The sequence below is a fragment of the Vibrio sp. Vb1980 genome (assembly GCF_033338615.1).
GTDB classification, from domain to species: Bacteria; Pseudomonadota; Gammaproteobacteria; order Enterobacterales; family Vibrionaceae; genus Vibrio; species Vibrio alginolyticus.
Genome location: NZ_JAWOSZ010000008.1, coordinates 116,772 through 137,407 on the forward strand (window position 1 = coordinate 116,772; position 20,636 = coordinate 137,407).

General features: G+C 45.6%; 16 protein-coding genes. 9 read left to right on the top strand and 7 right to left on the bottom strand.

Annotation, left to right across the window (positions count from 1 at the left end):
• Positions 1-5 precede the first annotated feature (5 nt).
• Positions 6-935, top strand: a complete 930-nt coding sequence (locus R7F64_RS14120; protein ID WP_053304122.1) for a Kdo(2)-lipid IV(A) acyltransferase — start codon at positions 6-8, stop codon at positions 933-935.
• 53 nt (positions 936-988) lie between these two features.
• Here the strand turns inward: R7F64_RS14120 and panC are convergent, their stop codons facing one another.
• The 7 genes from panC to sfsA form a co-directional block, all read right to left on the bottom strand.
• A complete protein-coding gene (gene panC, locus R7F64_RS14125) occupies positions 989-1,894 on the bottom strand; it encodes a pantoate--beta-alanine ligase (RefSeq protein ID WP_065274834.1) in 906 nt (301 codons plus the stop codon).
• Positions 1,895-1,905: 11 nt separating this feature from the next.
• Complete coding sequence (panB, locus tag R7F64_RS14130; protein ID WP_318071805.1) at positions 1,906-2,700, bottom strand: 3-methyl-2-oxobutanoate hydroxymethyltransferase; 795 nt, start codon at positions 2,698-2,700, stop codon at positions 1,906-1,908.
• 24 nt (positions 2,701-2,724) lie between these two features.
• Complete coding sequence (gene folK, locus R7F64_RS14135) at positions 2,725-3,210, bottom strand: 2-amino-4-hydroxy-6-hydroxymethyldihydropteridine diphosphokinase (RefSeq protein ID WP_017635910.1); 486 nt, start codon at positions 3,208-3,210, stop codon at positions 2,725-2,727.
• On the bottom strand, positions 3,207-4,574 hold the full coding sequence (pcnB, locus tag R7F64_RS14140) for a polynucleotide adenylyltransferase PcnB (RefSeq protein ID WP_005386589.1): 1,368 nt from the start codon (positions 4,572-4,574) through the stop codon (positions 3,207-3,209). The genes folK and pcnB overlap by 4 nt, the downstream gene beginning before the upstream one ends.
• A 102-nt stretch (positions 4,575-4,676) precedes the next feature.
• A complete protein-coding gene (gene gluQRS, locus R7F64_RS14145) occupies positions 4,677-5,540 on the bottom strand; it encodes a tRNA glutamyl-Q(34) synthetase GluQRS (RefSeq protein WP_047102653.1) in 864 nt (287 codons plus the stop codon).
• Between the two features lie 95 nt (positions 5,541-5,635).
• Positions 5,636-6,082 (bottom strand): RNA polymerase-binding protein DksA, encoded by a 447-nt coding sequence (gene dksA, locus R7F64_RS14150; RefSeq protein WP_005386584.1) that lies wholly within the window; start codon positions 6,080-6,082, stop codon positions 5,636-5,638.
• A 136-nt stretch (positions 6,083-6,218) separates the two neighbouring features.
• Positions 6,219-6,935 (bottom strand): DNA/RNA nuclease SfsA, encoded by a 717-nt coding sequence (gene sfsA, locus R7F64_RS14155; RefSeq protein WP_017635909.1) that lies wholly within the window; start codon positions 6,933-6,935, stop codon positions 6,219-6,221.
• A 33-nt stretch (positions 6,936-6,968) separates the two neighbouring features.
• Between sfsA and hrpB the strand changes: the two genes are divergently transcribed.
• The 8 genes from hrpB to R7F64_RS14195 all read left to right on the top strand — a co-directional run bounded on the left by hrpB (position 6,969) and on the right by R7F64_RS14195 (position 20,572).
• Positions 6,969-9,470: an ATP-dependent helicase HrpB gene (gene hrpB / locus R7F64_RS14160; protein WP_206169861.1), complete on the top strand. Its 2,502-nt coding sequence runs from the start codon at positions 6,969-6,971 to the stop codon at positions 9,468-9,470.
• Positions 9,463-11,835 (top strand): penicillin-binding protein 1B, encoded by a 2,373-nt coding sequence (gene mrcB, locus R7F64_RS14165; protein ID WP_262640634.1) that lies wholly within the window; start codon positions 9,463-9,465, stop codon positions 11,833-11,835. Before hrpB ends, mrcB begins: the two co-directional genes overlap by 8 nt.
• Positions 11,836-11,957: 122 nt before the next feature.
• The gene (locus tag R7F64_RS14170; protein WP_005380018.1) at positions 11,958-14,288 is read left to right on the top strand and encodes a patatin-like phospholipase family protein; all 2,331 of its coding nucleotides are present in this window, start codon (positions 11,958-11,960) and stop codon (positions 14,286-14,288) included.
• Between the two features lie 268 nt (positions 14,289-14,556).
• Positions 14,557-17,154 carry a bifunctional aconitate hydratase 2/2-methylisocitrate dehydratase gene (gene acnB / locus R7F64_RS14175; protein ID WP_005380009.1) on the top strand — a complete coding sequence of 866 codons (2,598 nt, stop codon included), beginning with the start codon at positions 14,557-14,559 and terminating at the stop codon, positions 17,152-17,154.
• Between the two features lie 99 nt (positions 17,155-17,253).
• On the top strand, positions 17,254-17,622 hold the full coding sequence (locus R7F64_RS14180) for a YacL family protein (RefSeq protein ID WP_017635908.1): 369 nt from the start codon (positions 17,254-17,256) through the stop codon (positions 17,620-17,622).
• A gap of 188 nt (positions 17,623-17,810) precedes the next feature.
• Positions 17,811-18,149, top strand: a complete 339-nt coding sequence (locus tag R7F64_RS14185) for a P-II family nitrogen regulator (RefSeq protein WP_005386570.1) — start codon at positions 17,811-17,813, stop codon at positions 18,147-18,149.
• Positions 18,150-18,176: 27 nt separating this feature from the next.
• Complete coding sequence (locus R7F64_RS14190; protein WP_005386568.1) at positions 18,177-19,406, top strand: ammonium transporter; 1,230 nt, start codon at positions 18,177-18,179, stop codon at positions 19,404-19,406.
• A 152-nt stretch (positions 19,407-19,558) separates the two neighbouring features.
• The gene (locus R7F64_RS14195) at positions 19,559-20,572 is read left to right on the top strand and encodes a Fe(3+) ABC transporter substrate-binding protein (protein WP_005386566.1); all 1,014 of its coding nucleotides are present in this window, start codon (positions 19,559-19,561) and stop codon (positions 20,570-20,572) included.
• Positions 20,573-20,636 lie beyond the last annotated feature (64 nt).

The following is a 20,636-nucleotide window of genomic DNA, read 5'->3' on the forward strand; positions in this document are numbered from 1 at the left end:
ATCCTATGAATATTGTCCCGCCGCCGCCTTTCTCCTATCAGTTACTTAAGCCCAAATATTGGTCTGTATGGCTGGCATTTGGATCTTTAGCGATTCTTGTTAATGTACTGCCATACGTAGTATTGCGAATCTTAGGTAGAAGCATCGGCTGTATTGCGATGCATGTAATGAAGCGCCGACACAAGATCGCTCTGCGTAATCTCCAGCTGTGTTTCCCTGATTTTACGGATTGGCAATGTAAGGACGTAGTACGAAAAAACTTTCAATATACTGGAATGGCGATCATCGAAACCGGTATCGCTTGGTTTTGGCCAGATTGGCGGATACGTCGGATAACCTCTATTGTTGGAAAAGATCGTTTACTCGCTGAGGAAAAGAATGGACGTGGTGTGTTGGTGGTGTGCAGTCACCATTTAAACTTGGAGATAACCGCTCGTATTTTTAGCCAGTTTGCCCAAGGTTATGGCGTTTATCGCCCAAATTCGAATCCTGCTTATGAGTTTATTCAACATCGAGGTCGAACTCGTTTTGGACATCAAATGATTGATCGAAAAGACGTGAAATCAATGCTCAAAGTTCTGAAGAATGGTCATCGACTTTGGTATTTACCCGACCATGATTATGGCGTTAGCCATTCTGTTTTTGCGCCGTTTTTTGCTGTTGAACAAGCGGCGAGTACCGTCGGGTCTAGTGTTCTCATTGATGCAACAAAGTGCGCGGTTATATCTGGCGTTACAGTGAGTAAAAATCACCATTACACGCTGTACATTGGAAAAGACATTAGCGAGCGTTTCGAGAGACGTAATGCGGTTAAAGCGGCAAGCATCTTGAACCAAGAGCTTGAGAAAATGATAAAACGTGATATTCCAGCGTGGATGTGGCTGCACAAGCGGTTTAAAACTCGCCCTGAAGGGTTAGATTGCGTCTATACGTAGAGTATAAAAAAGGTCGACTAAGAGTCGACCTTTTTACTTTTATGGCTCAGAGCTTACTCTGCGTTCTCTGAGTTTGTATTGTTAGATTCAGCTTCTTCCTTCGTTTCGACAACCATATCTACCGTTTGGTTATCGATAAGACGAGCTTTGCCTAGGAACGCAGACATCAGAATAACAGCTTGTGTCGTTTCTGGTGTGATCACTTGTAATGTACGAGCATCACGAATGAAGATCTCATCAGGGTGCAGACCTGCAGCTCGAAGTTGGTCGCTTGCATCTTCGATGATCGATGCGTAGTCATCGCGGCCACCGCGAATGGCACTACTGATCCAACGCATTGTACGAGCAAGTACAGGAGCGCGTTGACGCTCGTCCAGCGTAAGCAAGCCATTGCGTGAACTCATTGCTAAACCGTCCATTTCACGTACGGTTGGTACACCGATGATTTCAATGTCCATTGCTAGGTCATCAACCATCTTGCGGATAACAGCAAGTTGTTGGAAGTCCTTCTCGCCGAAGCACGCGACATCCGGTTGTACGATGTTAAACAGCTTATTCACAATCGTCGTCACGCCACGGAAATGACCTGGTCGAGACGCGCCTTCGAGAATTGTTGATAGGCCAGGGACATCGACGAAGGTTTGCTTATCCAGACCTTCAGGGTAGATAACTTCTGGTGTTGGCGTAAATACCACATCGACCCCTTCAGAGGTTAACTTGCTTAAGTCTTCCTCTAGCGTGCGTGGGTAATTATTTAAATCGTCAGCACGATCAAACTGCATCGGATTAACAAAGATGCTTACGACAACGATATCAGCGTATTCGCGTGCTTTACGCACTAAAGTTAAGTGGCCTTCGTGAAGGTTGCCCATGGTAGGGACAAACGCCACTTTACGACCTTCACGTTTAAAGGTTTTAAGGTGTTCACGAACTGCTGAGATTTCCGCAAAAGTTTGCATGCATTTATCCTCTAGGCAATGGTATGAGCGTCGTCTGGGAATACACCGTTGGCTACATCTTCAATGTATTTAGTAACGGCTTTGCGCATATCACCTGTGTCAGCAAGAAAGTTTTTGGAGAATTTCGGCATGTAGTTGGCAGAAATACCGAACATATCATGCATCACGAGAATTTGACCATCTGTTACGTTACCTGCACCAATACCGATAACAGGAACGTCAAGCACTTGCGTAATACGTTCAGCAAGCTCAGCTGGTACGCATTCTAGTAAGACGATTTGAGCGCCTGCTTCTTGCAGCGCTAATGCGTCTTTTACCATGCGGTCTGCTTTTTCTTGATCGCGACCTTGGATTTTGTAACCACCAAAAATATTAACAGCTTGAGGAGTTAAACCAAGATGAGCACAAACTGGAACTGATCGTTCAGTGAGCATTTTCACCGTGTCGACAAGCCAGTCACCACCTTCAATTTTTACCATATTGGCACCAGCACGCATCAGTTTAGCCGCACTTTCGCAAGCTTGCTCTGGCGTGGTGTAGCTCATGAATGGCATGTCTGCCATCAACAAACAATTTGGGCTACCAGCGCGTACGCAACGAGTATGGTAAGCGATATCATCGACCGTTACTGGCAGAGTATCGTTGTGACCTTGCAAAACCATACCTAGAGAATCACCGACAAGAAGTACTGGCATTTCTTGGCTTTCAAACAGTTGGGCAAAGCTCGCATCATAAGCGGTTGAAGTAGCAAATTTACGACCTTCTTGCTTCCACTTGATTAGGTCGTTGATGGTCATTTTTTTCATGGTTTTATCCTTACTAGGAGTTGGCTATGACTGCCAGATACTGAGGCCGTTTCTATCTACTTGTTCCAGTAGTTCAGAGACCTCGGTCCCATCAGGGAGTTGTAAACTTGGTGCAATTTCCGCAAGAGGGTAGAGTACGAATTCACGCTCTTTCATTCCATAATGAGGAACGATCAGCCTCTCGGAATTAATCACCTCATTGCCATAAAGCACAATGTCGAGGTCCAAGGTTCTTGGTCCCCAGCGTTCGTCTTTACGGACACGCCCTTGTTCTTGCTCTATAGCTTGTGTGCAATTGAGCAATTCAATAGGCGTCAAACTGGTGTTAATAGACACAACCGCATTGATGTAATCCGGTTGGTTTTGTGGCCCCATTGGCGTGCTGCTGTATAGCGAAGAAGCTTGAACAAACTCTGATTTAGGCAGCGTTTTTAATGCTTCAATCGCTTGCTTTGCTTGGCTGACAGGATCAGCCAAGTTACTGCCTACCGCAATGTACGCTGTAATCATGATTTGGGCTTACTCTTTTTCTTGCGATAAGTTTTACGGCGGCGCTGGCCTGTTTTCGGTGATTGACCGTCTAAGTCGGCAGCCATTGCTTGACGCATTTCTCGGCCTGCATTTTGAAAAGTTTCCCACCACTTGGCAAGCTTCTGAGTGTCACCACCTTCAATTTCACCGCGCATTTCAAGAAAATCAAAGCCAGCTCTAAATTTATTGAGCTCCATAAGACGGAATGCACGTTTACCGTTACGTCGTGGAAGACGAAGCTGTAACTGCCAAATCTCGCGAATGGTTGCGGTGTGGCGTCTTGGAATGGCAATTGTGCGAACTTGCTCGTCAAGAATGATGTTGCTCGCTTCCATAATGGCGTCGTAATGGCCTAAGTTGCGCTCTTCCATCAGTTCATCGGCTTTCGCACACAGTGGGTACCACAGCATTGCAGCAAACATAAATGCTGGATTGATGCGTTTCCCATCTTCGATGCGCATGTCGGTAGAATCTAGGACAAGATCCAACATCTGCTCAGTATGAGAGGAGTAATCTTCTGTAAAGTGCGCTGCAATCGTCGGGAATAGTTGCTGGAATAGGTTGTACTCACGCAGTAGGTGGTAGGTTTCTAAGCCATGACCGGATTGCAATAATTTGAGTGACTCTTCAAAAAGACGCGCTGACGGAATGTCACCGAGCAACGGTGCCATGTGTTCGATTGGCGCTGCGGTGTCTTCTTCAATATCAAAGTCTAGTTTTACCGCGAAACGAACCGCACGCAGCATGCGCACAGGGTCTTCACGGTAGCGTGTTTCTGGATCACCAATCAGTCGAATTAGGCGATCTTCTAAATCTTCAATACCACGTGCGTAGTCGTGAATCGAGTAATCTGCGATGTTGTAGTACATCGAGTTAATCGTGAAATCACGGCGCTCAGCATCTTCATCGATGGTGCCGTAGACGTTGTCACGCAGCAGCATACCCTCTTTTGATTGCTGAGAAATGCTCTTATTCTTTTGCTCTTGGTGGTGACCACGGAATGTCGCAACCTCAATGATGTCTCGGCCAAACATAATATGAGCCAAGCGGAAGCGGCGACCAATCAAACGGCAGTTACGAAATAGCTGTTTGATCTGTTCCGGCGTTGCGTTGGTCGCAATGTCAAAATCTTTTGGTTTTTGTCCAAGCAGTAAGTCTCGAACCCCGCCACCCACAAGAAAAGCATCGAAACCAGCACCATTTAGGCGGTACAGTACCTTCAGCGCATTATCACTGATCTGCTTACGCGAAATGTTGTGCTCTTCACGAGTTATTACATTGAGAGCGAGCTCTGGAATTGTGGCAGGTTCGCTTGGTGTATAGTCGTTTGTATTCATGTGCATCTGGCAATAACTGGGTTTAATCCAATCTTGCTTTGGTTAGTTTTATACGCCTCTAGGGCCTAATTTGCGGCTAATGATAGCCTACACAATGCCATTTGAGAATCACGGTGTGATCTCGATCTCTGCTGGAAGCTGTTCCAACCGCCAGTTTTCGCAGCCCCAACGAAGAATATCTTCTATGTTGGCCGCCCTTACGGTTTCAGGTATCTCGAAACCTAAAAATGTCATGGCGCGCAATAGAGTAGGTTTTGGTGTATCTATATCAATAGCCGTCGCGTGATTTTGTTTCGACAATTTATTGCCGTTGTTGTCCATCGCCAATGGTAAATGCAAGTAGCTAACTTCAGGCTGACCAAGTATTTGGTACAGGCTAATTTGACGCCCTGTCGGCTCGATTAAGTCTGCACCTCGCACGACTTCTGTGACGCCTTGGTCGATGTCGTCTAATACTACCGCAAGATTATAAGCAAATAATCCATCTCGACGTTTAATAATGAAATCTTCATTAACGAGTTGCTCTGGAATCGTAATGGTTCCCTGCTTTTGGTCGAGGAAATGAGCGACAGGCTTGGTCATTTTTAGGCGAATCGCGCCGTCTTTCAAGTTTTTATCGCGGCAAGTGCCAGGATAAAAACCGCCATGCTCTTTAATTTGCTTACGAGTACATTGGCAATAATAGGCTTCTCCATTTTCGAGCCATTTGTTTATTTGAGCTTGGTAAAGGTCGTGACGTTCGCTCTGGTATACCACTTCTCCATCCCAATGCAGCTGATAGGCCTTGAGTGCCTCTAGGATAAGTTGCGCTGCACCTGGCATTTCTCTTGGTGGGTCTAAGTCCTCAATACGTACTAACCAAGCTCCGTTTTGTGCTTTCGCTTGAAAATAACTGCCAAGAGCGGCAATCAGTGAACCAAAATGCAGTGGACCAGAAGGAGATGGGGCGAATCGACCTACATAGCGTGTCATGCGTGTATCTCGAATTTAGTAAACAAATAGGGTGCGAAGATAGCCAAAACAAAAAGGGAGCCTGAGCTCCCTTCAACAATCATAATGCTGGGTGATTAACCTTGCATTTGCTTCTCTTTGATTTCTGCAAGTGTTTTACAGTCAATACAAAGGTCAGCGGTTGGACGTGCTTCAAGACGGCGAACGCCAATCTCTACGCCACAAGACTCACAGAAGCCAAAATCGTCTTCTTTGATTTTATCCAAAGTCTTTTCAATCTTCTTGATCAAACGGCGTTCGCGGTCACGGTTACGCAGTTCTAGGCTGAACTCTTCCTCTTGAGAGGCGCGGTCAACTGGATCTGGGAAGTTTGCTGCTTCGTCCTGCATGTGGTGAACAGTACGATCCACTTCAGCTCTTAGCTGGTCGCGCCAAGCTGTTAAGATTTTCGTAAAGTGTTCAACCTGCTCTGGTGACATGTACTCTTCACCAGGTTTTTCCTGATATGGCTCCACGCCGGCAATGGCTAGGATGCCTATCGTTTTCTTCTTTGATTCTGGCATACAGCATCTCCTACTTACACCTAGTCAACTGCTACGCAGTCAATTTAAGGCGGGTATCTATAGCAAAAAGAGGCGGTGCAAGCAAATACTGAATCGCAAAGTTATCGTCAATGTGAAGACGACATCATTTTTTCTCTTAATTGATAAAATCAATAGCGGAAATCAGCTTCATTCCAGTATCGCTCAGTTCAGCTTTGTAGCAGAGAACTTCCACTCCAGCGTCTTGTGCTTGTTTGAGTAATAGTGAATATTTCGCGTCTATATGGTGCGCCGCGGATACTTTTTCAATACCTGAATGTAAAACAGTGAATAAAAGTATGGCTCTACTTCCATTTTGTGCCATTTCTGTGAGCTCTCTCAGGTGTTTTTGTCCCCGAGTCGTGACCGCATCTGGGAAGTATCCTTGTCCAGTAGAGTCGGTCTCATCAAGAAGAGTGACGCTTTTCACTTCTATATAGCACTTTGGCTTGTCGTCTGCGCTGAGCAAGATATCAATTCGGCTATTTTCATTGCCGTATTTCACCTCAGTTTGAAGTGTGTCATAACCACAAAGCTCTGAAATGACATTATTTTCAATAGCCTCTACGGCTAATTGATTGGCACGCGCGGTGTTGATACAAATACGGTGGCCTTGTTCGGTCTCACTCAACTCCCAACTATTGGGGTATTTTCGTTTCGGGTTGTCGGAAGTAGAAAACCAAACCTTGTTTCCGGGCGTTGCACAACCCGTCATTGCACCTGTATTTGCGCAGTGGATTGTACGGATTTCACCAGTATCGAGCTCGATATCGGCAAGAAAGCGTTTATAGCGTTTGAGTAGAGTGGCGGACTCTAAAGCGGGTGTGAAATGCATTTGCTTATTTAGACAAAAAATTTTTTATGTACAATGTTGCCATCATTACACCATAAGGTATTTCCTTTGTCACAATTGCCGATTGAAGCCGTGATGCCTGAGTTGCTGACGGCGGTCAAAAATCAACATCAAGTGATCGTAAAAGCGGCGCCTGGTGCCGGTAAGTCGACTTACTTCCCTTTGCAGTTACTCTTAAATCATTCGGTTGCTGGAAAAATCATCATGCTTGAGCCAAGACGACTCGCGGCGCGTAACATTGCCCGTTATCTTGCTGAGCAATTGGGAGAGCAAGTAGGTCAACGCGTGGGTTATCGAGTCCGTGGTGAGGCAAAGGTAAGTTCTGCAACGCAGCTGGAGATCGTGACCGAAGGGATCATGACTCGGATGATTCAAACGGACCCGGAGTTGGATGGGGTTGATCTACTGATCTTTGATGAGTTTCATGAACGCAGCATTCATGCCGATACCGCTTTGGCATTCAGTTTAGAAGTTCAAGAGGCATTGCGAGACGATCTCAAGCTGGTGGTAATGTCGGCAACGCTTGACCAACAAGCATTACAATCGTTGTTGCCAGAAGCCAGTTACATTGAATCTGAAGGGCGCAGCTTTGATGTGGCAATGCGCTACCAGCCGTTAGGTGTGAACGAGCATTTACCTACGAGTATGGCAAAAACAATAGAAAGTCTTATGAACAAAGAGTCTGGATCTTTGTTAGCTTTCCTACCGGGTGTTGGTGCCATAAAACAAGTTGAAGAGCGGTTGTCTCATTTAGCGGATGATATCGACGTATGCCCACTTTATGGTCAACTGAGTTTTGCAGATCAACAAAAAGCGATTACGCCAGCAGAACAAGGTAAGCGTAAAGTCGTTCTAGCGACCAACATTGCAGAAACTTCACTAACGATTGAAGGCATTCGCCTCGTCGTTGATTCTGGGTTAGAGCGTGTTGCCCGCTTTGATTTGAAAAACGGTTTAACACGCTTAGAGCAAACACGCATTGCACAGTCTTCAGCGATTCAGCGTGCAGGACGAGCGGGACGAATAGAAGAGGGCATTTGTGTTCGTCTTTATTCTGAAAGCCAGTTCAAGCAGCAACCGCTGGTTCCCCAACCCGAAATTTTGCATTCCGATTTGGCTAGTTTAGTTATGGAGCTTGCCTTTTGGGGAGCGAGTGATATCCACGCTCTAAAGTGGCTTGATGTTCCAGCTAATGCGTCATTGGAACAAGCGAAGCAGCTATTGGTGTCATTGGGACTACTGACGGAAAAAGGGCAATTAACGTCCGAAGGAAAACAGGCGCATGAACTAGGCGTTGAGCCTCGTGCGGCTGCGATGCTAATTAAAGCGCAATCTTACAGTGATAAGATGTTAAATGCTGCTTTGACGGCGGTCGCACTGATTGAAGAGCCAGAGAGGAGTGTTACCAATATCGCTCATAGCTTGCATCGTTGGCTTGTTGGTACTCATCCAAAAAAGTCGATGTTGTTCAAGCGTGCTCAATCTCTAGCGTACAAATTGGATACGGTATTTGACCTGAAAGGCGTGGATGAAGATGCATTACCGCTGGTGTTAAGTTTGGCATTTCCAGATCGCATTGCGCAGCAGCGCACAAATCAATTTGGGCGATTTACTTTGGCTAATGGTCATGGTGCAGAATGTCGTCAGGAAGACATGCTAGGTGGCTGTGAGTATTTGGTTGCCGTTGACTTAATGCGTTCTCATTCTAACTCAAGTCAAATTCATTCGGCATGTGAATTGGATGTCAATATATTGCGAACGACCTTTGATACGCTATTTTCGTCTGAAGAAGTAGTGGGCTGGGATGAAAAAAGAGGCCGTCTAATAGCTGAGCGACAAACAAAACTCGGCCTGCTAGTCGTTGAAAGCGAGCCGTTGCCAAGCCCGGGCAAAGAAAAAATGACACAAGCTTTACTCACGTATGTCCGCCGCCAGGGCTTACAGAGTCTAAACTGGACACCGGCAGCGGAGAGCTTGTTGGCTCGGATTCGTTGTGCGGTGGAATGGTTACCTGAGCAGTCATGGCCAGTGTTTGATGAAGCCAGTTTGCTGGATTCATTAGAGGAGTGGTTAGAACCATACATGACGTCTGTCAGCTCGGTTAAAGACCTGAGCAAGATAAACTTGGTCGAAGCGCTTAATGCTCTATTAGGTTGGCCACTCAATCAACAACTGGATGAATGGTTACCTGAGCATTACCAACTACCCACAGGTTCAAAGAAGCGTATCCGTTACCAATATGGCCACGAGCCGATATTATCGGTGCGTATGCAAGAAGTATTTGGGGAGAGTGGTTCCCCAACGGTGGCTCTTGGCCGCAAGCGTTTGGTGCTTGAACTGCTTTCACCGGCACAACGTCCATTGCAAGTAACGTCGGACTTGGCGGCTTTCTGGAACGGAAGCTACAAAGACGTTCAAAAAGAGATGAAAGGGCGCTACCCAAAACACGTTTGGCCAGATGATCCTGCCAATCATGTAGCAACAACGAAAACAAAAAGACAATTGAATAATGACTGACAGCAAGAAGCCTAGCGCGAAAAAAGCGCCAGCGAAGAAAAGTACAACCAATAAAGGAACCGCAAAACAGACTCGACGTACGCCGAGTAAAAAGCCGACTAACGAGAAACGTTCGTGGTTGAAAGTTCTGTGGTCGTTTAGCTGGAAAGCTGGCGTTGCACTTGCCGCTGTTTTGCTGTTTGTTGGGATTTACTTAGATAGTGTGGTGAAAGAACGCTTTGAAGGCCAGCTGTTTGAGCTGCCAACGGTGGTTTATGCCCGTATCTTGAATCTAAGCCCTGGTGAGAATATCACCATCCAAGAACTGCGCAACGAGCTAGATGTGTTGAATTACCGTAAAGTGAGTCAACCTCGTTACCCAGGCGAATATTCCTCTTCTTCCACTCGGATTGAATTGATTCGTCGTCCATTCGAGTTTGCCGATGGTCCCGAGCCGGATCGTCACATTATGCTGCATTTCTCTGATTCCGGCTTGCAACGTATTCAGTCTTTAGAATCTCGAGGAGACCTTGGTTACTTGCGCCTAGAACCGAAGATGTTGGGCATGCTGGAGAAAGACCGTGATGAACAGCGTCTTTTCTTACGTCGTGATCAGTTCCCTGAAATTTTAGTGGATGCACTGCTTGCGACCGAAGACCGGGATTTTTATCAACATGACGGGGTGTCACCGCTGGCGATTGCACGTGCATTGGTTGCGAACATTAAGGCCGGCCGTACTGTTCAAGGTGGTAGTACGCTGACTCAGCAATTGGCAAAAAACCTGTTTTTGACTCGTGATAAAACACTGTGGCGTAAAGTTCGAGAAGCGTATATCGCGCTAATTTTGGATTACCGTTACAGCAAAGATCGTATCTTAGAAGCCTACCTCAACGAAGTGTACCTAGGTCAAAGTGGAGGTGAAGCGATCCACGGGTTTGGCTTGGCGTCGCGTTACTATTTTGGGCAGCCAATTCAGGAGTTGCGAATCGATCAGCTGGCGATGTTAGTTGGGATGGTAAAAGGACCGTCTTACTACAACCCAATTCGTTACCCTGAGAGAACGAAAGAGCGTCGTGATCTCGTTCTGCGCCTGTTAATGCAGCAAAACATGTTGACTTCAGAGCAGTATGAACAAGCTGTAAGTCGTCCACTCGATACGCAAAGCAAACCACGTATTGCGAGCCGTCAGCCAGCTTATTTCCAACAATTGAGTATTGAATTAAAAGAAAAAGTTGGGGAGCGATTTAAGGCAGGGACCGGACTGCGCGTATTTACGTCTCTGGACCCAGTATCGCAAAGCAAAATGGAACAAGCTATCGCGAAAAAGATCCCAGAACTAGCTAAACGGGGTGGTAAAGAGTTAGAAGCCGCAGCTGTGGCCGTTGATCGCCATAGTGGTGAAATCCGTGCGATGGTAGGTGGTAAACGTGTCGGTTATGAAGGCTTTAACCGCGCGCTCAATGCCAGTCGTCCGATTGGTTCTTTAGTGAAACCAGCGATTTACTTAACGGCTCTAGAACAACCGGATAAATACAACCTAGGCACGACGCTACACGACACGCCGTTAAGTCTGAAGAGCAGTAAAGGTAACGTGTGGACGCCGCGCAACTACGATAGAAAATATCGTGGTGATGTACCACTTTACATTGCTTTAGCGAAATCACTCAACGTACCAACCGTGCGCTTAGGTATGGCACTTGGCATTCCTGAAGTCTCCAATACTTTAGAGCGTTTGGGCGTGAACAAAGACGAAATTCGCCCAGTGCCTTCGATGTTTTTGGGTTCGTTTTCTTTGACGCCATTCGAAGTTGCACAGATGTATCAGACTCTGACGAATTCAGGTAAGCGTGCAAAACTGACCGCTCTGCGCTCAGTCATGGATATGGAAGGTAATGTGCTGTATCAATCCTTGCCTCGTTCATCAAGAGCCGTGGATGAACAAGCTGCATGGCTAACGACCTACGCGATGAAACAAGGGGTTGCTCAAGGCACTGGCCGCTTCTTACAAAGCCAGTTTGGTTGGGCTGCATTGGCAGGAAAAACGGGTACCAGTAATGACAACCGCGATAGTTGGTTTGTCGGTGTTGATGGTCGTGAGGTGACGACAATTTGGCTAGGCCGCGACGATAATAAACCCGTGAATCTAACGGGGTCGAGTGGTGCATTACGAGTGTACGCAGAGTACTTGAAGCAGCGTATTCCTGAGCGCTTAGAGCTCCCATGGCCAAGAGAAATCACCACATTAGGGTTCAAGCCTACATCTGATGGAGGTTTAGAAATGAACTGCCGTAGTGATTACAAACTGCCGGTTTGGGATAAAACCGGTCAGATAAAGCAACAGTGTGAGAAGAAATCAAACTGGTTAAATAGCATATTTGATTGGTAGCATCGCCAAATCAACAACATTAGCTTGTTTATCTGATTAATTCTTAGTACATATTAGGGCGTGTTAGTACAGTACTGCTAGCACGCCCTACTTGATCAGATATTCAATAAAGGAAGAAGTGAATGTTCAAAAAGCTGTTATCAAGCCCATCGGTTCGCAACTTTGCGCTTTGGGTTAGTACCTTTTTGATGATCACTCCTTCTGTTTCCCTCGCAAACTCTCTAACAAAAACGGATGACTTGGAACCTCGACCAAAGGTGGCGGTTGTGCTCGCTGGTGGCGGAGCGAAAGGGGCGGCACACATTGGAGTTTTAAAAGCATTGGAAGAAATGCAGATTCCTGTGGATATTGTGACCGGTACCAGTATGGGCGCCTATGTGGGTGGGCTTTATGCCACGGGGATGAGTGCTGATGAAATCGAGAGTTTTATCTACACCGTCGATTGGGGCAGCGGTTATCGAGATCGTGTTGACCGTAGCCAACGTAGAGTTCGTGACAAAGAGTATGAAGACCGCTATCAAATTAATACCGACCTCGGCTTAAGATTCGGTGAGGTACGAGCACCAACGGGTGTGGTGCAAGGCCAGAACATGTTGCGAGTATTGCGTGAGACTACAGGGAACTTAGGGCGATTCGATTCTTTTGATGATCTTGCCATTCCCTATCGTTCTGTTGCGACAGATATTCTTGCCCTAGAAGAAGTCGTACTGGGCAATGGTTACCTTGTGGACGCCATGATGGCTAGCATGTCTGTACCAGGAGCGCTTCCTCCCTATAAGCTCAATGGCCATATGCTTGTCGATGGCGGTGTCGTCAATAACATGCCTGTCGATGTGGCTCGCGCCATGGGGGCTGATGTCGTTATTGCCGTCGATATTAGCACCGACTACAAAACCGAAGATGAATTTACGGGGCTGTTTACTGTCGCGGACCAACTCTCTAACTATCTCGTTCGTCGTAGTACACAACAGCAAGTGGACGAGCTTGAACCTCAAGATATCTATATTCGTCCCAATGTGGGCACCATGGAAACTGTCGAGTTCGACAAAATGCCTTGGGCTTTTCAAGCTGGGTACGATATTACCAAGCAGTTAAAAGACAAGCTGAAAGGGTTGCGCTTGTCCAATGCGGACTATCAAAAATACATCGATCGCAAACAAGAAGTTCGTAAAACTTTGATTTATGGCGATCAGCGTGTGGTTGATGACATAGTGATTGTTAATAACACGCACTACAGCGATGTGTTGTTGACGAATCGTATTGAATTAGAAACCGGACGTCGTATTTCAACGGCCGAAATTGAGAAAGCCGTTGAAAACCTCTACGCGTTAGATCGGTTCGAGCTCATCACTTATCACTTTGAAGAGGTTGATGGTGAGACATTGTTGGTTTTTGATGTTAACGAGAAGTCGTGGGGGCCTAATTATCTCAACTTCCGATTTTTTCTTGAAGATGACTTCGATACAGATAGCCAGTACGGCATAGGAATATCGACCAACTTTACCAATTTAAACTCTCATGGCGCGGAGTTGGCGTTCAACGTAGAAATGGGCACGGATAAGCTGATTGAAGCTGAGTTGTATTCCCCTGTTTTATCTAGCCAAGAACTTTTTGTATCGGGGCGAATTTCCTATGGTAGTGAGAGCCGAAACTTACCTTTAACAGAGCCTCAAGCACCAGATTTAGAGTCAGTAAATGACTTTTTTCCGGTCACTTACGATGATTTTACAACAGAGTTAGCGATAGGTATCCAACCCACATTGTGGCAAGAACTTCGATTTGGCGCTCGCTACTCAACCGGAGATATTGAGCTTTCTACTTTGGCTTCTGCTGGTAAATTGGATTTTGAACGTCGTGGCCTGTTTGCCAATTATCGCCTAGATACACTTGATGATTTCGCATTTCCGACTCGTGGGCTTTTAGTCGATCTCGAATATTTAGTGTCTCATGATCAAAGTCCTCAAGGCGTTAGCCTTTTAGAAACTGACAAAATTATTGAAGATACCGTTTATGAAATCTCTGCACGATTTAAAGGTGCAGTGAGTCATCAGCGTCATACTTTAGTCGGACATGCTGAATATAGTTTTGTAGAGAGTAAAAACTCATCTTTACCGCTTGATCCCAGAGAGTTGGGCGGCTTCTTAAGCCTATCGGGAATCCCAAGAAATAGCCTGATCGGACAGAACTTATTTTTCAGCAGTTTGGTGTACCGATATAAGTGGTTTGATAATGATTTCGGATTGTTTGAAGCTCCAGTCTACCTGGGCGCATCGGTCGAATATGGCGGTGTTTGGTCTGATAATGATCTGAAACTAAACGAAGCGCCGCTTTACAATGCTGGCTCCATCTTCTTTGGTGTTGACTCACCAATAGGACCAATAATGTTGGCATACGGTCGTACCGAGCAAGATTTGGATGCTGTGTATTTGATCGTAGGAACATCGTTTAATTAATCGGGTATGAGAAAGCAAAAACTTGGCATATTTGGTCAAAATTAGCAGAACTTTAGTCGTAAGTTGCTATGTTGGTCAAAATGATAAGATTTTAATTTAAGGTTAAATTTGCTATTATTTTGCCCACAGTTTGGCCTCTACGGCGCTGTTTCTCAATCATAATTGAATGAAAACAAGGGCAATGGAGAGCCAAGTTTCCAAGGATGTTCACTCCTTTACTTTAACAATAGTAATAATAGAGGAGGAACCGCAATGAGAGGAAAAAGTCGTGCTTGAAGCCTACCGTAAACACGTCGAAGAGCGTGCTGCTGAAGGAGTTGTTCCTAAACCGCTAGACGCAGAACAAGTTGCTGGACTTGTAGAACTTCTGAAAAATCCCCCGCAAGGTGAAGAAGAAGTCATTCTTGACCTACTTGAAAACCGTATCCCTCCAGGTGTTGATGAAGCTGCTTATGTAAAAGCGGGTTTCCTAACAGCAGTAGCAAAAGGTGAAGTTAAATCACCATTAGTGAGTCGTGAAAAAGCGGCTGAACTGCTAGGCACTATGCAAGGTGGTTACAACATCGAACCGCTAGTTGAGCTATTGGATGATGAAGCACTGGCAGAGATCGCAGTAAAAGCGCTGTCTCATACGCTGCTGATGTTTGATGCTTTCTATGACGTAGAAGAGAAAGCGAAAGCAGGCAATGCGCATGCACAGAAAGTACTTCAATCATGGGCTGATGCTGAGTGGTTCCTTTCTAAGCCTAAGCTTGAAGAAAAAGTCACTCTAACCGTATTTAAAGTAACAGGTGAAACGAACACGGATGACCTTTCACCTGCACCTGACGCTTGGTCTCGCCCTGATATCCCAGTACACGCACTGGCGATGCTTAAAAACGAGCGTGAAGGAATAAACCCTGATCAACCGGGTACTATTGGCCCGATCAAGCAAATTGAAGAGTTAAAAGACAAAGGCCATCAATTGGTTTACGTTGGTGATGTTGTTGGTACTGGCTCTTCACGTAAATCTGCAACCAACTCAGTGCTTTGGTTTATGGGTGATGATATCCCTTACGTTCCAAACAAACGAGCTGGTGGGTATGTGCTTGGTGGCAAAATTGCCCCTATCTTCTTTAACACAATGGAAGATGCTGGCGCACTACCAATCGAAGTTGACGTAACTAAGCTCAACATGGGCGATGTTATCGATGTTTACCCATATGAAGGTAAAGTTTGCAACCACGAAACTGGTGAGGTTCTAGCTGAATTCTCGCTAAAAACAGAAGTACTGATTGATGAAGTTCGTGCTGGTGGTCGTATCCCATTGATCATCGGTCGTGGTTTGACAGACAAAGCGCGTCAATCGCTAGGTCTTGAGCCTTCGGACGTATTCCGCAAACCTGGTGAAATCGCAGATTCTGGCAAGGGTTACACGCTTGCACAGAAAATGGTTGGTAAAGCATGTGGCGTAGAAGGCATCCGTCCTGGAACCTACTGTGAGCCGAAAATGACGACAGTAGGCTCGCAAGATACTACAGGCCCTATGACTCGTGATGAACTTAAAGACTTGGCGTGTCTCGGCTTCTCTGCTGATCTTGTCATGCAGTCTTTCTGTCACACATCGGCTTATCCAAAACCAGTAGACGTTAACACTCACCATACACTTCCGGACTTTATTATGAACCGCGGTGGTGTATCTCTTCGTCCTGGTGACGGTATTATCCACTCATGGCTGAACCGTATGCTACTACCGGATACTGTCGGTACGGGTGGTGACTCACATACTCGTTTCCCTCTGGGTATTTCATTCCCAGCTGGCTCGGGCTTGGTTGCCTTTGCAGCTGCAACAGGCGTTATGCCGCTAGACATGCCAGAGTCAATCTTGGTTCGTTTTAAAGGTGAAATGCAACCGGGTATTACACTGCGTGATCTTGTTCATGCCATCCCTTACTACGCGATTCAGCAAGGTCTACTAACGGTAGAAAAAGCGGGCAAGATCAACGAATTTTCTGGCCGTATCCTTGAGATTGAAGGCTTAGAAACGCTAACGGTTGAGCAAGCATTTGAGCTTTCTGATGCATCTGCAGAGCGTTCGGCGGCAGGTTGTACTGTGAAATTGTCTCAAGAGTCGATCGAAGAGTACTTAAACTCTAACATCGTGATGCTGAAGTGGATGATCTCTGAAGGCTACGGTGATCGCCGTACTATCGAGCGCCGCATTACTGCAATGCAAGAGTGGCTAGCAAACCCTGAGTTGATGCAAGCAGATAAAGACGCTGAATACGCACATGTGATTGAAATCGATATGGCTGAAATCAATGAGCCAGTACTATGTGCACCGAATGACCCAGATGACGCTCGTTTGTTGTCTGAAGTACAAGGCACAGCGATTGATGAAGTGTTCATCGGTTCTTGTATGACGAACATCGGTCACTTCCGCGCAGCAGGTAAATTGCTTGATAAGTTCAATGGCCAGTTAGCGACGCGCCTTTGGGTAGCGCCACCAACGAAGATGGATAAAGACCAGCTGATTGAAGAAGGCTACTACGGTATCTTCGGACGTGCAGGGGTGCGTATTGAAACGCCAGGGTGTTCACTTTGTATGGGTAACCAAGCGCGTGTTGCAGATAAATCAACAGTAATGTCGACTTCAACGCGTAACTTCCCGAACCGTCTGGGTACTGGTGCGAATGTTTACCTATCGTCAGCTGAGCTAGCTGCAGTAGGTGCAATCCTAGGTAAGATTCCAACCAAAGAAGAATACCTAGAATACGCGAAGCAAATCGACGCTACGGCAACGGATACGTACCGCTACTTGAACTTCCATAAAATGGATCAATACACCAAGAAAGCGGACGAAGTGATCTTCCAAGAACCAGCATAATCAGAAATGCACAATTCAAAAGCACCTCACATGAGGTGCTTTTTTTATGGGAGCAATTCGCTATACTCGCACCAAATTGATACGAAATAGGCAATCTCGGTGGAATTTGAATTCATTCGTAACACGTTGATGGGCGAGTACTACGTAAAATGTAGCATGGGACATGAGATTGTAGGGCGCTGGTTGCAAGAAGAAATTGGCAAAGATCCGATGAAGATTGCACAGGTTGAAAAGCTAATTGAGCGGTCATTTTCAGCGCCTTCTCAGGAGCATAACCTAACAGGCACGGAAATTAGCTTGATGATTCAGGGCGACGAAGTTCTTGTACAAGAAAACGCATTAGCCCATGAATATGATGTCGAGATGGAAAGTGAGTTCGACTTCTACAATGCAGAAAGTACAGCAAGTTGTGGGATAGAGGATTTCATGGCACTTATCGAACAGTGGAAAGACTTTTTGAACATTTAATGCACAGTTTTGGGTAACTTCTCTGCCGTTGCTTTAAATTTGTGAAAAGGGCGCACCGATATGGTGCGCCCTTTTTGTTTATAGATATGTAAATTGAGGTTAGTTTTTATTATTCAATAACTTAAAAACTTGGCACGTAGATTGGATTATAAGAAGTGTTTCAGGATGAAAGCTTCGGAGATAACTCAATGAAAATAATCAATGCCATTATTAAGCCGTTTAAATTAGACGATGTACGAGAAGCATTGGCTGATGTCGGTATCGAAGGGATGACAGTATCAGAAGTTAAAGGGTTCGGTCGTCAAAAAGGTCACACGGAATTGTATCGCGGTGCAGAGTATCAAGTCGATTTTCTACCAAAGGTGAAAATTGAAATCGCGACTCACGCAGACAATGTAGATCGCGTTGTTGAAGCAATTACAAAAGCTGCGCAAACCGGAAAAATCGGCGACGGTAAAATTTTTGTTTACGATCTGAACCAAGCGGTGCGTATCCGAACTGGCGAAATGGACGCAGAAGCACTTTAAGAATTCAAAGGATTGGAGATACTTATTATGGAATTAACAACAACAGTAACCGAGTTACGTTACGCACTTGACACCTTTTTCTTCCTCATTTCCGGTGCGTTGGTAATGTGGATGGCAGCAGGTTTTGCGATGCTAGAGGCTGGCCTTGTGCGCTCTAAAAACACAACAGAAATTCTTACGAAGAACATCTGTTTGTACGCCATCGCATGTACGATGTTTCTGATTGTCGGTTATAACATCATGTATGTCGATAATGGAGAAGGAGGCTGGTTACCTTCATTTGGTACGCTAATTGGTACTCAAGGTGAAGGGGCCGACCACTCTTTAGAGTCTGACTTCTTCTTCCAAGTTGTCTTCGTTGCAACTGCCATGTCCGTCGTTTCTGGTGCGGTAGCTGAGCGCATGAAGCTTTGGTCTTTCTTGATTTTCTCTGCGATTTTAACTGCGTTTATCTATCCAATGGAAGGTTACTGGACATGGGGTGGAGGCTTCCTAGCAGAAGCTGGATTTAGTGACTTTGCGGGTTCTGGTATCGTACATATGGCAGGTGCTTCTGCTGCTCTTGCTGGTGTGTTACTGCTTGGCGCGCGTAAGGGTAAGTACGGTAAAAATGGTGAAATCTATCCGATTCCAGGTTCTAACATGCCTTTGGCAACGTTGGGTACTTTTATCCTTTGGTTTGGCTGGTTTGGATTTAACGGTGGCTCTCAGTTGATGGTTTCAGATTTTGAGAATGCTACAGCGGTAGGTCAGATCTTTCTAAACACTAACGCAGCAGCGGCTGCCGGTGCAATTGCGGCGCTATTCGTTTGTAAAACTACTTGGGGTAAAGCCGATTTAACGATGATCCTCAATGGCGCGCTAGCTGGCTTGGTTGCCATCACTGCAGACCCTCTATCGCCATCACCACTGTACGCGGTTGCGATTGGTGCGGTGTCGGGTGCACTAGTAGTATTCAGTATCATTGCTCTAGATAAACTTAAAATTGACGATCCAGTAGGTGCTATCTCAGTTCACGGTGTGTGTGGTTTCTTCGGCCTAATGGTAGTGCCACTGAGCAACGGTGATGCAACGTTTGGTGCACAGCTTTTAGGTGCCGTAGTTATCTTTGCTTGGGTATTTGGTGCTAGCCTAGTTGTGTGGGCAATCTTGAAAGCGACCGTTGGGATTCGCGTTACAGAAGATGAAGAAATGGAAGGTATGGACATGCATGATTGTGGTGTTGGTGCTTACCCAGAGTTTGTTACGGTGAAATAATCATTAGCTTGTAATAAATGGTTACACACTTAACACAATAAAACCTGCTCCGATGAGCAGGTTTTTTAATATTCGTCATTGTCTTCTTATTGAACATACATATAATAACGCAACTGATAAACGTTATCATTAGCATGGTAAAGGATTAAACAATGAAAAAACTGCTAACTCTTTCAGCACTAACTTGCGCTACTCTAGCTCCAACAGCAATGGCTGCTGAAGAAGTGAACGTCTACTCTTACCGTCAACCTTTCCTAGTTGAACCTATGTTCAATGAGTTCACTAAAGAAACTGGTATCAAAGTAAACGTAAAATTTGCTAAAAAAGGCTTAGCAGAAAAGCTAGCTCAAGAAGGTGAGTACAGCCCTGCTGACGTTATTCTTACGACAGACATCAGCCGTCTAGCTGAACTGACAAACAAAGGTTTAGTTCAGAAAGTCGATAGCAAAATCATTGAAGAAAACGTACCTGCTCAATACCAAGATAAAGAGAATGAGTGGTTTGCTCTAACTCTACGTTCTCGTAGCGTTTATTCATCACGTGATCGCGTAGGTAAACTAGGCGCAGATTTCAACTACGCAGACTTAGCTAAGCCAGAGTTCAAAGGTAAAATTTGTACTCGTAGCGGTAAGCACCCGTACAACGTTTCTCTAGTTTCAGCAATGATTGCTCACAATGGCGAAGCAGAAACCAAAGAGTGGTTAGAAGGCGTGAAAGCAAACCTTGCTCGCAAACCACAAGGCAACGATCGTGCACAAGTTAAAGCGATCAAAGAAGGCCTATGTGATGTTTCTCTAGGTAACAGCTACTACCTAGGTAAAATGGTTAACGACAAAGAGCAAAAAGCTTGGGCTGATGCAGTTTACATCAACTTCCCTAACCAAGAGACTACAGGCACTCACGTGAATATCTCTGGTATGGCGATGGCTAAGTACTCTCCAAACAAAGACAATGCTGTGAAGCTAATGGAATTCCTAACGGGTGACAAAGCGCAGCAAATGTACGCAGAAGTTAACTACGAGTACCCAGTTAAAGAAGGCGTGAAGCGTTCTGAGCTTGTGGAATCTTGGGGTGACTTTAAAGCAGACAAGCTTTCTCTAGACGATATTGCAGCCAACCACGAAGCGGCAATTAAGCTATTAGATGAAGTGAAATTTGACCTTTAATTCCTTGTGGGGGTATAACAGTACCCCCATTTGATTAAAGGATATGAGATGTATTTGCAACAGC